Genomic DNA, 12,857 nt, shown 5'->3' with positions numbered 1-12,857 from the left:
TCGATGCCCTCTTGCTGCTGCTGTGGCCGCACACCGACCCACCCGCCGCCCGCCCTTGGGCACAGACCCCCGTCACCCGGGCCCCGGCCATGGCCTGACTTTCACTGCCCGCGGTACGCCATGGGCCCGAGTTCGGTGCCCAGGGCGTTCTGGACGACGAAGGCCAACGCCTCCTGCCCCAGGTTCGGGTGGGCGGCACCGAGGCCCGCGCACCTGAGCTGGGCCTGAAGGTGTGCCGAGCCGCTCGCAGCGCCGACAACGCAAGAGCCCCTGACCCCTTTGTGTTTCTGCTGGTCAGGGGTTTTCGCCTCTGGGGTGAGTTACGGGACTTGAATCCGGATCCTGTCGCCTAACCCTTGGGGCGCCGGTCGATGATGCGGCGGAACTTGCCGACCGATCGCTCGATCTGGTCGGGGTCGACGACGTCCACGGTGACGCTCACACCGACCCGGTCCTTGATCGTGGCGGTGATCTCCCTGCTCAGGGTCACCCGGCGGTCGGCGGCGCAATCGGGGGCGGCCTCGACCCGCACGGCCATGCGGTCCAGGCGGCCCTCCTTGCTGAGCACCAGCTGGAAGTGCGGGGCGAGCCCGTCCAGTCCGAGCACGATCTCCTCGATCTGGGTAGGGAAGACGTTGACGCCGCGCAGGATGATCATGTCGTCGCTGCGGCCGGTGACCTTGTCCATGCGGCGCATCGGCCGGGCCGTCCCCGGGCGGAGGGTGGTCAGGTCGCGGGTGCGGTAGCGGATGACCGGCATCGCCTGCTTGGTGAGGGATGTGAACGCCAGCTCGCCGTTCTCCCCGTCGGGCAGGACCTCCTGGGTGACCGGGTCCAGGACCTCGGGGTAGAAGTGGTCCTCCCAGACGTGCAGGCCGTCCTTGGTCTCCACACACTCGTTGGCCACGCCCGGGCCCATGACTTCGGAGAGCCCGTAGATGTCCACGGCGTGGATGTCGAAGCGGTCCTCGATCTCCGAACGCATCTGCTCGGTCCACGGCTCGGCGCCGAAGACGCCGATCTTCAGGGAGGTCTCGCGGGGGTCGATGCCCTGGCGCTCGAACTCGTCCAGCAGGGTCAGTATGTAGCTGGGGGTGATCATGATGATCTCGGGCCGGAAGTCCTGGATGAGCTGGACCTGCTTGGCGGTCTGGCCGCCGGAGGCGGGGATGACCGTGCAGCCGAGCTTCTCCGCGCCGTAGTGCGCGCCCAGGCCGCCGGTGAACAGGCCGTAGCCGTAGGAGACGTGGACCTTGTGCCCGGGGCGGCCGCCCGCGGCGCGGATGGAGCGGGCCACGACCGTGGCCCAGGTGTCGATGTCCTCGCGCGTGTAGCCGACGACGGTGGGGCGGCCGGTGGTCCCGCTGGAGGCGTGGATGCGGCTGACCTGGTCCTGGGGGACGGCGAACATCCCGAAGGGGTAGTTGTCGCGCAGGTCCGCCTTGGTGGTGTAGGGGAAGCGGGCGAGGTCCTCGAGGGTCTTCAGGTCCTCGGGGCGTACCCCGGCCTCGTCGAACTTGCGCTTGTACAGGGGCACGTTGGTGTAGGCGTGCTCCAGGGTCCACCGCAGCCGCTGGAGCTGCAGCGCGCGCAGTTCGTCGGCGCTCATGCGCTCGGCCGCGTCCAGTGCCTCGGGCGCGGGTGCCTGTCCGAGGCGGGACCGCGGAGCACTGCTGACCGGCTGCGTGGTGGTGTCCTGGGTTGCCATGGGCCTCTCCGGGTACTGTGCGCGGTGATCCGCCAGGGCGGGTTCCGCGCATGGTAGCCCCAAAGTATCCGCGGAACCAGGCCCGGACCGGGTCGCTGGGCAGGGTGAGGGCGGTGTCGCCGCGCGATGGTGGGTGTTCGTCGGGTGTGTGAGGGCGGGCCGACTTGCTTACTGACCGAACGTTCGGTTACTAATGCATTTATTCAGTCTCCGACCTGGTGTGTCAAGGAGACGTGTCGATCAGTTCACCGAGGCCGGTGGCCCGCGCCACCGCACTACAACATAGGAGGCCGTTCGTGAGCGACGTCTACGTGGTCGACGGGGTGCGCACCCCGCAGGGCCGGTACGGGGGCGTCCTCGCGTCCGTACGCCCCGACGACCTGGCCGCACAGGTCGTTTCCGAAGTGGTCCGACGGTCCGGTGTCCCCGGGGAGGCGGTGGACGAGGTCGTCCTCGGCGCCGCGAACCAGGCCGGTGAGGACAACCGCAACGTGGCCCGGATGGCCGCCCTCCTGGCGGGCCTGGACCCCAAGGTCCCCGGCTACACCGTCAACCGGCTGTGCGCCAGCGGCCTGACCGCGGTCGCCTCGGCGTCCCAGGCCATCCGCGCCGGTGAGGCCGACGTGGTCGTGGCGGGCGGCGTGGAGTCGATGACCCGCGCCCCGTGGGTGATGGCCAAGCCCGGTACCCCCTGGGCCAAGCCGGGCGAGGTCGCCGACACCTCCCTGGGTTGGCGCTTCACCAACCCCCGGTTCGCTTCGGCCGACGCCCAGGCCTCCGCGGACGCGTCCCCCGACGACCTGCGCTACACCCTGTCGATGGGGGAGACCGCCGAGGAGGTGGCCACCTTGGAGGGTCTCAGCCGAGAGGAGTGCGACGCCTTCGCGCTGGACAGCCACGAGCGCGCGGTTGCGGCCGCGGAAGCGGGCCGCTTCGCCGGCGAGATCGTTCCGGTCACCGTCCACGGCCGCAAGGACCAGACACACGAGGTCACCGAGGACGAGGGCCCGCGCCCGGGTTCGACGATGGAGAGCCTCGGCAAGCTGCGCCCGGTCTTCCGTGCGGGCGGCATCGTCACCGCGGGCAACTCCTCCTCGCTCTCCGACGGTGCCTCGGCATTGGTTCTGGCCAGCGCCGAGGCGGTGCGCCGGTACGGCCTCACCCCGCGTGCCCGCGTCGTCGCTTCCGCCTCCGCGGGGGTCGATCCGCAGGTCATGGGTCTGGGCCCGGTTCCGGCCACCCACAAGGTCCTGGACCGATCCGGGTGGAAGCTCGACGAGGTCGGCGCGGTCGAACTCAACGAGGCCTTCGCCGCCCAGTCCCTGGGAGTGCTGCGCCAGCTCGGGCTGGACGGTTCCCGGGTGAACGCCGACGGCGGTGCGATCGCTCTGGGCCACCCGCTCGGGTCCTCCGGTTCCCGTCTCGTGGTCACGCTCATGAACCGCATGGAGCGCGAGGACGCCCGCCGCGGCCTGGCCACACTGTGCGTCGGCGTCGGCCAGGGCACGGCACTCCTGGTGGAGCGCGCGTGACCGGGAACCAGCACGGCGAGCAGGAGAGCCTTCAGGACATGGATTTCGAGACCCTCAACGTCGACCGGCGCGAGGACCGCGTGGTGGTCGAGCTGTACCGCCCCGAGGCCCGCAACGCCATCAACGGCCGGATGATCGCCGAGCTGCACCGGGTGTGCGCCGAGATCGAGGCCGACCCCAAGCCGCTGCTGCTGACCGGGCACGGCACCGTGTTCGCCGGTGGGGCCGACATCTCCGAGCTCCGCGAACGCGGCAGGGAGGAGGCCCTGGCCGGGATCAACAGCCGCCTGTTCGAGCGGCTGCACCGCCTCCAGGCGCCCACCGTGGCGGCGGTCGACGGCTTCGCGCTGGGCGGCGGCGCCGAGCTCTCCTACGCTTGCGACATCCGGATCGCCACCCCCGCCGCCGTGTTCGCCCAGCCCGAGCCGGGCCTGGGCATCATCGCCGGTGCCGGTGCCTGCTGGCGCTTGAAGGAACTGGTCGGGGTCTCTGTGGCCAAGCAGGTGCTGCTGGGCGGCTTCACACTCGACGCCGAAGCCGCGGTGCGCCACGGGCTGGTCGCCGAGATCGTCCCCTCCGAGGAGTTGCGCGAGCGCGCGCACGGCATCCTGGACCGGATGGCCGCCTCTTCGGCGATGGCCCTGCGGATGACCAAGATGGTGCTGGACGCCGACGGGGTGCACCCGCTGGCCGACGACCTCACGCAGGCGGTGCTGTTCGAGAGCGCCGACAAACAGGACCGTATGACCCGTTTTCTGGAGAGGAAGAAGCGTTGACCTCCGACAACACCGCACAAGGTGTCCCCGCCACCGTCGCCGTCATCGGCGGCGGCACCATGGGCGCGGGCATCGTCCAACAGTTCCTGACCGCCGGGGCGGATGTGGTGCTCGTGGAGGCCGCTTCCGAGGCGGCTGATGCGGGCCGCGACCGGGTCGCGGCCGGTCTGGTCAAGACGAGCGAGCGCGGCAAGATCGACGCCGACCCCGCTTCCTTTCTGGTGCGCTTGAGCACCGTCACCGACGCCGCGGACATCCCGGTCGATGCCGGTCTGGTCGTGGAGGCCGTCCCCGAGAAGCCGGAGCTGAAGATCGCGGTGCTGACCGCGGCCGAGGCCGCTGTCAGCGCGGACACCGTGCTGGCTTCCAACACCAGCTCGCTGTCGGTGACCGAGCTTGCCGCCGCGCTCAAGCGCCCCGGCCGCTTCCTGGGCACCCACTTCTTCAACCCGGTCCCGGCCTCCAAACTCGTGGAGATCGTCACCGCACCCGAGACCGACGGCGCGGTCCTGGAATCGGTGCGGGGGTGGGTCGGCGCCCTGGGCAAGACCGAGGTCGTGGTGCGGGACTCGCCGGGCTTCGCCACCAGCCGCCTCGGCGTCATGCTGGGCCTGGAGGCCATCCGGATGGTCGAGGAGGGTGTGGCCTCGCCCGCCGACATCGACACCGCCATGGAGCTCGGCTACCGCCACCCCATGGGTCCGCTCAAGCTCACCGACCTGGTCGGCCTGGACGTGCGCCTGGCCATCGCCGAGTACCTGGCCACCGAACTGGGGGACCGGTTCGCGCCTCCGGCGCTCTTGCGCCGTAAAGTCGCCGAGGGCAGGCTCGGCCGCAAGAGCGGCGAGGGCTTTCACACTTGGGACAAGGGAGACAAGGCGTGAGCGAAGCGAAGGCTGCGGAGTTCGTCGAGGTCGACGGGCTCGCCACGGTACGCCTCAACAGGCCGGCGCTGACCCGGCAGGTCAAGGAGGAGCTGCTGGCGGCGGTCCGGCAGGCCAGGGAGTCCACCACCGCCCGGGCGGTGCTGTTCCTGGGGTCGGCGAAGGCCTTCTGTGTGGGACAGGACCTGGGCGAGCACGCCAAGATCCAGGAGGAGGCGCCCGAAGAGGCGCTGACCACCGTGCGGGAGCACTACAACAAGATCGTCCTGGCCCTGGAGGAGATCCAGGTGCCGGTCGTGGTCGGGATCGGCGGGGCCTGCGTGGGCGCCGGGCTGGGGCTGGCCCTCGCCGGTGACGTGCGCGTGGCCGCCCGCAAGGCCAAGTTCGGCACGGCCTTCACCGGCATCGGTCTGGCCTCGGACTCGGGACTGGCCTACCGCCTGGTGAGCTCGCTGGGTCAGGCGCGCGCCATGGAGCTCATGCTGCTGGGCACGGTGTTCGGCGCGGACCGGGCCCGGGAGCTGGGGCTGGTGACCGAGGTCGTGGACGACGAGGACTGGGAGGCGCGCGCCCGCGAGGCCGCCGTGCAGCTGGCCTCGGGTCCCACGGCGGCGTTCGTAGCGGCCAAGCGCGAGGTCCGTTCGGCGGCCGCGGGTGAGCTGGAGCTGCCCGAGCTGCTGGAGGAGGAGGCCGAGCTGCAGAACCAGCTCGGCATGACCGCCGACCACGTCGGTGCGGTCAAGGCCTTCCTGAACAAGGAGGAGCCCGCCTTCACGGGCCGCTAGGCGGAGGGCCGAGGAAGGCACGGCCACTGCGGGTTTTCCGTTCCGGGTGCTCAGGGACTTGCGTTGGGCGCCCGGAACCGGAGATACTAATTACTGACCGAACGTTCGGTTATGAATGGGGAAAGTTCAATGTCGACCACGGCCCAGGAAGCGCCCTCCGGCGCCGACGAGGCTCTCCAAGCGGACTTCGACACCCGGATCGCCGCCAACCAGCGCATCGAGCCGCGCGACTGGATGCCCGAGGCCTACCGCAGGACGCTCATCCGCCAGATCTCCCAGCACGCGCACTCGGAGATCATCGGCATGCAGCCCGAGGGCGACTGGATCGCGACCGCGCCCAGTCTGCGCCGCAAGGCCATCCTCCTGGCCAAGGTCCAGGACGAGGCCGGGCACGGCCTGTACCTTTACGCGGCCGCTGAGACCCTCGGGGTGGACCGGGGCGACCTCACCGAGCGCCTGATCGAAGGGCGCCAGAAGTACTCCTCGATCTTCAACTACCCGTCCCTCAACTACGCGGACGTCGGCGTGATCGGCTGGCTGGTCGACGGCGCGGCGATCTGTAACCAGGTCCCGCTGTGCCGCACATCCTTCGGGCCCTACGCCCGCGCGATGGTGCGCATCTGCAAGGAGGAGTCCTTCCACCAGCGGCAGGGCTACGAGCTGCTCATGCGCATGATGGAGGGCACCGAGGGCCAGCGGAAGATGGTCCAGGACGCGGTGGACCGCTGGTGGTGGCCGTCCCTGATGATGTTCGGCCCGCCCGATTCCGAGTCGCCCAACACCCAGCAGTCCATGATCTGGGGCATCAAGATCGACACCAACGACGAACTGCGCCGGAAGTTCGTCGACATGACCGTCCCCCAGGCCGACAAGCTGGGCGTCACCCTGCCCGACCCCGAGCTGGCCTGGAACGACGAGCGCGGCCGGTACGACTTCGGCGAGCCCGACTGGAACGAGCTCAAGCAGGTCATCTCCGGCAGCGGCCCCAAGAACGCCGAGAGGGTGGCCCGTCGGCGCGCCGCGCACGAGAAGGGCGCGTGGGTACGCGAGGCGGCCACCGCCTACGCCGAGAAGCAGCGGGACAGGAAAGAGCAGGCCCAGAAGCAGCACAGCACCCGGGAGGTCTCGGCATGAGCAAGGACGGCAACACGGCCCCGGCCCGCCCCGAGTGGCCCCTCTACGAGGTCTTCGTCCGCGGCAAGCGCGGCCTGAACCACGTCCACGTCGGTTCGCTGCACGCCCCCGACGAGACCATGGCGCTGCACAACGCCCGCAACCTCTACACCCGCCGCAACGAGGGCGTGAGTATCTGGGTCGTGCCCGCCCAGGACATCACCGCGTCCAGCCCGGACGAGAAGGACCCCTACTTCGAGCCCAGCGGTGACAAGGTCTACCGCCACCCGACCTTCTACCCCATCCCCGAGGACGTCCCCCACATCTAGCGAGCGGCGGGGCGGACCCCGAGGCAGGAACCGCAGGCCACGGACCCGGACATCCGAAGGGCCAGCGGTCGGCACGAGTCTTCAAGGAACTACATGAGCGGCGAGAACATCTTCACCGGCCTGACCGAGGAGCACGGCGGCGACGCCCGCTGGGCCTTCGGCACCGGTTTCACCGAGGCGCTCGCGGGCGTGGACACGACCCTTCCCGCTGGGGTGGACGGCCAGGACCTGGCGGCCTACTGCCAGATGCTCGGCGACGACGCACTCGTCCAGTCCCAGCGCCTCACCCAGTGGGTGACCGACGCCCCGGAGCTGGAGGAGGAGGTGGCCCTGGCCAACATCGCGCTGGACCTGCTCGGCCAGGCCCGCCTGCTACTCGCCCGCGCAGGCCAGGCCGACGGCACGGGGCGCGACGAGGACGCTTTCGCCTACCACCGGGCGGCCGCCGAGTTCCGCAACGTGCACCTGGCTGAGCTCCCCCGTGGCGACTTCGGCCGCGCCGTCGCCACGCTGCTCGTGCTCTCCAGCTGGCGGCTGGCCGTCTTCACCCGGCTGGCCGACAGCAAGGACCCCGTCCTGTCCGCCATCGCGGCCAAGGCCGTCAACGAACTCGCCTACCACCGCGAGTACGCCGTTTCCTGGGCCCTGCGCCTGGGCGACGGCACCCCCTACTCCAACGAGCGCATGCGCGCGGCCGTCGCCGACGTGTGGCCGCACACCGGCGAGCTCTTCGCCACCCACCCCGTCGAGGCCGGACTGGCCGAACAGGGCGTGGGTGTGGACCCGGCCGGTCTGCGCGACGAGGTCCACGAAGTCCTCACCCAGGTGCTGACCGCCGCGACCCTGCCCGCCCCCGACGCCTTCCCCGAAGCCGGGGCCGCCGGGCGCCGCGGCAGGCACACCGCCGAACTCGCCCCGCTGCTGGAGGAACTCCAGCGCGTGGCCCGAGAGCACCCGGAGGCGACATGGTAGCCACAGCCGACACCGCGACCGAAGTGCGGCGGGTCTGGGCGGCCGCAGCCGCGGTCACCGACCCCGAGCTGCCCATGCTCACCCTCGCCGACCTCGGCATCCTGCGCGACGTCGAGGTCGAGGAGGACGGCACCGCCGCGGTGTGGATCACGCCCACCTACTCCGGCTGCCCGGCCCTGGCCGAGATGCGCGTCGACGTCGACCGCGCCGTGCGCGCCATCGGGATCGCGGAGGTGGAGGTGCGCACCGCGCTCTCCCCGCCGTGGAGCTCCGACTGGATCACCGACGAGGGTCGGCGCAAGCTCACCGAGCACGGCATCTCCCCGCCGGGCGGGGCACCCCAGCGCCCGGCGGGTCCCGTTCCGCTCACTCTGCTGCCCACCCGTACCGTTCCGCGCTGCCCCCTGTGCGGGGCGGCCGACACCGAGGAGCTGTCCCGGTTCGGCGCGACCTCCTGTAAGTCGCTGCACCGCTGCCGGACCTGCCTCGAACCGTTCGAGCACGTCAAGGAGATTTGACCGTGACCACACCCGTCACCGAGACCGCCGGGGCCCCGGTACGCCGCCGGGCGGCGTTCCACCGGCTGCGCGTGGCCGCCGTCGAGTACCTGTGCGACGACGCGGTCGCCGTCACCTTCGACGTTCCCGACCACCTGGCCGAGGAGTTCGCCTTCGCGCCGGGGCAGTCACTGACGCTGCGCCGCGAGGTCGACGGCGTGGAGGAGCGGCGCAGCTACTCCATCTGCGCGCCCGTGGGCGACGCGCCACGGGTGGGCGTGCGCCTCGTCTCCGGGGGCCTGTTCTCCAGCTGGCTGGTACGCGAGGTCGCGCCGGGCGACGAGATCGAGGTGGGCCCGCCCACCGGCCGGTTCAGCCCCGACCTGACCGAGTCCGGCCGCCACGTGCTGGTCGCCGCGGGTTCGGGCATCACGCCCGTCCTGTCCATGGCCGCGTCGCTGCTGCGCCGAACCGACTCCCGCGTCACGCTTCTCTACGGCAACCGGCGCAGCGACACCGTGATGTTCGCCGACGAGCTGGCCGACCTCAAGGACGTCTACGGGCCCCGGCTCGAACTGGTCCACGTGCTCTCGCGCGAGCCCCGCGGCTCCGACCTGTTCACCGGGCGCCTGGACGGCGAGAAGCTGGACGCGCTGCTGTCCACCGTCATCGCGGCCGACGCCGTGGACCACTGGTGGCTGTGCGGCCCCTACGGGATGGTCACCGACGCCCAGGAGGTCCTCGCCGACCACGGTGTGGCGGGCGACCGGATCCACCAGGAGCTCTTCTTCGTCGAGGGCGCCGAACCGCCGCCCCAGGCGCGCCACGAGGAGCCCGGGGTAGACGGCCCGGCCAGCGAGGTGACCGTCGTCCTGGACGGCCGCACCACGACGCTGACCCTGCCGCAGGGCGTCCCGGTCCTGGACTCCGCCCAGCGCTACCGGCCCGACCTGCCCTTCGCCTGCAAGGGCGGGGTCTGCGGCACCTGCCGGGTCAAGGTGTGCGACGGCGAGGTGCGGATGCGCCGCAACTACGCGCTCACCCCGGCCGAGGTCGAGGCCGGGTACGCACTGGCCTGCCAGTCGCTGCCGGAGACCGACGCCGTGACCGTGGACTTCGACTCGTGAGCGGCCGGGGCGCGCCGGAGGGGCGCAACGAGACCGCTTGGCGCATGTTCGAGGCCGACCGGGCCTCCAAGAACCTGGGCATGCGCCTGGTCGAGGCCAGGGCTGGACTCGCGGTGGTGGAGATGACCGTCGGTCCGCTGATGGTCAACGGCCACGGCATCGCCCACGGAGGGTTCGTGTTCACCCTCGCCGACACCGCCTTCGCGTGCGCGTGCAACGTGGACGGGGGCGGGGTGACGGTGGCCTCCGGTGCCGACGTCACGTTCGTCGCCGCGGCCCGCGAGGGCGACGTGCTGGTGGCGACCGCCGTGGAGCGCGTCGTCTACGGGCGCAGCGGCGTCTACGACGTCACGGTGCGGCGGGGTGAGGACGTCGTCGCGGAGTTCCGGGGGCGCAGCCGCACCCTGCCCGCCCGGTCCTGAAGAGGCTGTGTGCGGGCCCGCTGGACGCGGGCCCGCAGGGCCTCAGCCGGTGACGGGCTCCCGCGTCTCGGTGGCGGATTCGGGGCTCTCGGGGGCGGCCGATGGCCTCTTGCGGTCGAACAAGCCCGCGGTCACCGCGATACCCAGACCGGCCACGGCCAGGACCGCGCCGATCGCCGCCGGCGACGTGTAGCCCAGGCCCATCGAGATGCCCACGCCGCCGATCCAGGCCCCGCCCGCGTTGGCCAGGTTGAACGCCGAGTGGTTGGAGGCCGCGGCCAGGCTGGGCGCGGACCCGGCCCGGCTCATCACCAGGACCTGCAGCGGAGCGGTCACACCGAAGCCGACCGCTCCCAGGACCACCACCGTGATCGCGGCGGTCCAGGGGTTGTGCACGGTGACGGTGAACAGCGCCAGCACCAGGGCCAGCGAGGCCAGGGACCCGTAGATCGTGGGCCGCAGCCACCGGTCGGCCAGCGGCCCCACCAGCAGGGACCCCAGGGTCATGCCGACACCGAAGAGGGCCAGGACGACCGGGACCCCGGTGCTGGGCATGCCCGCCAGCTCGGTCATCATCGGTGAGATGTAGCTGTAGACGGCGAACACGCCGGCGAACCCGAACACGGCTGTGGCCAGACCGAGGGCCACCTGCGGGCGGGCCAGGGCGGTGAACTCCCCGCGCAGGCCGCCGTGGGCGGCGATGGACACGTGCGGAACCCAGCGCGCCACACCCAGCACCGTCAGCGCGGCGATCACCGCGACCACCATGAAGGCGGTCCGCCAGCCGGTCAGCTGGCCCAGCAGGGTCCCGGCGGGTACCCCGACGATGTTGGCGATGGTCAGCCCGAGCATCACGCGCGCCACGGCGGTGGCCTGGCGCGCCGGTCCGGCCAGGTGGGCGGCGACCAGGGCGGCCACGCCCAGGTAGGCCCCGTGCGGGACACCGGCCAGGAAGCGGGCGGCGAGCACGGTGCCGTGCGTGGGTGCCAGGACCGTCAGCAGGTTGCCCAGCAGGAAGACCCCCATGAACAGCAGGAGCGCCGTCTTGCGGGGAAGCCGGGTGCTCAGCGCGGTGAGCAGGGGAGCGCCGACCACCACCCCCAGGGCATAGGCGGTGATCAGGTGGCCGGCGGAGGGGATGGACACGCCGAGGTCGGCGGCGACCTCGGGCAGCAGCCCCATGATCACGAACTCGGTGGTGCCGATGGCGAAGGCCCCGAGGGCCAGGGCGAGCAGGGCCAGAGGCATGGCTGTGCCCCTTTCCATACGGAGGGTCGTCTGAGCGTGCGCGAGGAACCGGGATTCTCGGGATCCGGTGGCGCCGTACGTGCGGGGCCGGTTCGGGAATCGGCCGGGTGGTGCGGGAAGCGTTCGGGCGCGGGCCGGGGTCGGACTGGTGCGAGCCGGGGTCCGGCCGTCGCGGTCCGGATTCAGGCTGCGCGCCAACGGAGTTGGCACGTGCTAAATCAAGGATGTCACCTGCCCGGGCCGATGGCCAACGCTGCGGCACGTGATCTGTCTCGCGTCTGGGGCGGCCGGTGAACGGCGAGCGCGTCCGGACGGCCGCGAGGTTGCCCGGAGCGCGCGTCACATCAGGGGCGCGGGGGAGCGGTGCTGTCTCGCAGCGTGAGCGTCGTGGGCAGGACCACGTGCCTGCTCTCGGTCCGGTCCTCTTCCAGCCGTTCGACCGCCGCTCCCACCGTGAGCTCGGCGATCCGCGCCACGTCCTGCCGTACCGAGGTCAAGCTCAGGAACGACAACCGAGCCGCCCGGCTGTCGTCGTAGCCCACCACGGACACGTCCTCGGGCACGGACCGCCCCGCGCGGAGCAGGGTCTCCATCAACCCGCGCGCGGACTGGTCGTTGCAGCACACCACGGCCGTGGGCAGCTCATCCCGGTCCAGCAGCACCGCCGCGGCCCGAGCCCCGGCCTCCTCGGTGTAGGCACCCGGTACGAGGTCGACGCAGGCGTCCAGGCCGTGCTCCCGCATGCCCTCCAGGTAACCGCGCCGGCGCTCGGGCGCGCTGGGCAGCTCACCGCCGTGGACGTGCGCGATCCGTCGGTGGCCCAGGGACACCAGGTGATCGACCGCCTGGTGCACCCCGGAGACGGCGTCGGTGCGGACACTGTCGGTGCCCGCCGCGTCGGTGCGCTGCCCGATCTCCACCACCGGGACCCGCTCGGCGACCCTGGCCAGGTCCTCGGGCGCCTGCGCGGACATCCCGATCAGCACCAGCGCCTCACAGCGCAGCCCCACGAGTTCGTCGATCGCCTGGCGCTCGGTGCGGTTGGCGAGCATGGCGCTTAGAGCCACGCTGTAGCCCAGCTGGGCCGCTGCCGGGTACAAGGCCTCGACCAGGTCCGCGTCCATGGGGTGCTCCATCGTGAAGAGCACACCGAGCTGGCGGCTGCGGGCCCGACGCAGCAGCTGGGCGGCGGTGTCGGCGCGGTAGCCGAGCTCCTCGGCGGCGCGCAGGACCCGTTCCCGCGTTGTGGCGCTGGGGCCGGGGCGGTCGCCCAGGACCAGGGACACCAGTTGCCGGGAGACCCCCAAGTGCGCCGCCACGTCGGCCATCGTCGGCCGCCCGCCGCCGGGCGTGCCGCCCTTGCCGTCACCACTGGTCACCCTGGTCCCCTCGCTGTCGCGCAGCCGCATCGTACCGCCACCCGGTCGGCACCGTTGGCCGTCCAGGAGGCGGAGCCCCGCGCCT

At 71.7% G+C, this 12,857-nt stretch carries 13 protein-coding genes; 10 read left to right on the top strand and 3 right to left on the bottom strand.

The features are described from left to right. Positions 1–349 precede the first annotated feature (349 nt). On the bottom strand, positions 350–1,708 hold the full coding sequence (paaK, locus tag ACYVD1_RS06080) for a phenylacetate--CoA ligase PaaK (protein ID WP_460768951.1): 1,359 nt from the start codon (positions 1,706–1,708) through the stop codon (positions 350–352). Between the two features lie 296 nt (positions 1,709–2,004). On the opposite strand from paaK, the gene ACYVD1_RS06075 reads away from it, so the two are divergent. The 10 genes from ACYVD1_RS06075 (at position 2,005) to paaI (ending at position 10,145) form a co-directional block, all read left to right on the top strand. Then, entirely contained in the window at positions 2,005–3,240 is a 1,236-nt protein-coding gene (locus tag ACYVD1_RS06075; protein ID WP_460768949.1) for a thiolase family protein, read from the top strand. Positions 3,241–3,278: 38 nt separating this feature from the next. Further along, entirely contained in the window at positions 3,279–4,016 is a 738-nt protein-coding gene (locus ACYVD1_RS06070; protein WP_460768960.1) for an enoyl-CoA hydratase/isomerase family protein, read from the top strand. Further along, positions 4,013–4,900: a 3-hydroxyacyl-CoA dehydrogenase family protein gene (locus ACYVD1_RS06065; RefSeq protein WP_460768947.1), complete on the top strand. Its 888-nt coding sequence runs from the start codon at positions 4,013–4,015 to the stop codon at positions 4,898–4,900. The genes ACYVD1_RS06070 and ACYVD1_RS06065 overlap by 4 nt, the downstream gene beginning before the upstream one ends. Next, entirely contained in the window at positions 4,897–5,685 is a 789-nt protein-coding gene (locus tag ACYVD1_RS06060) for an enoyl-CoA hydratase/isomerase family protein (RefSeq protein ID WP_460768945.1), read from the top strand. The genes ACYVD1_RS06065 and ACYVD1_RS06060 overlap by 4 nt, the downstream gene beginning before the upstream one ends. A 129-nt stretch (positions 5,686–5,814) precedes the next feature. Further along, positions 5,815–6,819: a 1,2-phenylacetyl-CoA epoxidase subunit PaaA gene (paaA, locus tag ACYVD1_RS06055; RefSeq protein WP_460768943.1), complete on the top strand. Its 1,005-nt coding sequence runs from the start codon at positions 5,815–5,817 to the stop codon at positions 6,817–6,819. Beyond that, positions 6,816–7,127: a 1,2-phenylacetyl-CoA epoxidase subunit PaaB gene (paaB, locus tag ACYVD1_RS06050; protein ID WP_460768940.1), complete on the top strand. Its 312-nt coding sequence runs from the start codon at positions 6,816–6,818 to the stop codon at positions 7,125–7,127. The genes paaA and paaB overlap by 4 nt, the downstream gene beginning before the upstream one ends. A 93-nt stretch (positions 7,128–7,220) precedes the next feature. Next, a complete protein-coding gene (gene paaC / locus ACYVD1_RS06045; protein WP_460768937.1) occupies positions 7,221–8,099 on the top strand; it encodes a 1,2-phenylacetyl-CoA epoxidase subunit PaaC in 879 nt (292 codons plus the stop codon). Next, positions 8,093–8,617 (top strand): 1,2-phenylacetyl-CoA epoxidase subunit PaaD, encoded by a 525-nt coding sequence (gene paaD / locus ACYVD1_RS06040; RefSeq protein WP_460768934.1) that lies wholly within the window; start codon positions 8,093–8,095, stop codon positions 8,615–8,617. The genes paaC and paaD overlap by 7 nt, the downstream gene beginning before the upstream one ends. A gap of 2 nt (positions 8,618–8,619) precedes the next feature. Continuing rightward, positions 8,620–9,723 carry a 1,2-phenylacetyl-CoA epoxidase subunit PaaE gene (gene paaE / locus ACYVD1_RS06035; protein WP_460768932.1) on the top strand — a complete coding sequence of 368 codons (1,104 nt, stop codon included), beginning with the start codon at positions 8,620–8,622 and terminating at the stop codon, positions 9,721–9,723. A 44-nt stretch (positions 9,724–9,767) separates the two neighbouring features. Beyond that, a complete protein-coding gene (paaI, locus tag ACYVD1_RS06030; protein WP_460768958.1) occupies positions 9,768–10,145 on the top strand; it encodes a hydroxyphenylacetyl-CoA thioesterase PaaI in 378 nt (125 codons plus the stop codon). A gap of 42 nt (positions 10,146–10,187) precedes the next feature. Here the strand turns inward: paaI and ACYVD1_RS06025 are convergent, their stop codons facing one another. Further along, positions 10,188–11,393 carry an MFS transporter gene (locus ACYVD1_RS06025; RefSeq protein ID WP_460768930.1) on the bottom strand — a complete coding sequence of 402 codons (1,206 nt, stop codon included), beginning with the start codon at positions 11,391–11,393 and terminating at the stop codon, positions 10,188–10,190. A gap of 344 nt (positions 11,394–11,737) precedes the next feature. Then, complete coding sequence (locus tag ACYVD1_RS06020) at positions 11,738–12,721, bottom strand: LacI family DNA-binding transcriptional regulator (protein WP_460768956.1); 984 nt, start codon at positions 12,719–12,721, stop codon at positions 11,738–11,740. Positions 12,722–12,857: the final 136 nt, after the last annotated feature.

This window comes from Nocardiopsis nanhaiensis (assembly GCF_054778635.1).
Note: the sequence above shows the minus strand (reverse complement) of the source record. Positions and strands in the feature narration are given on the sequence as shown.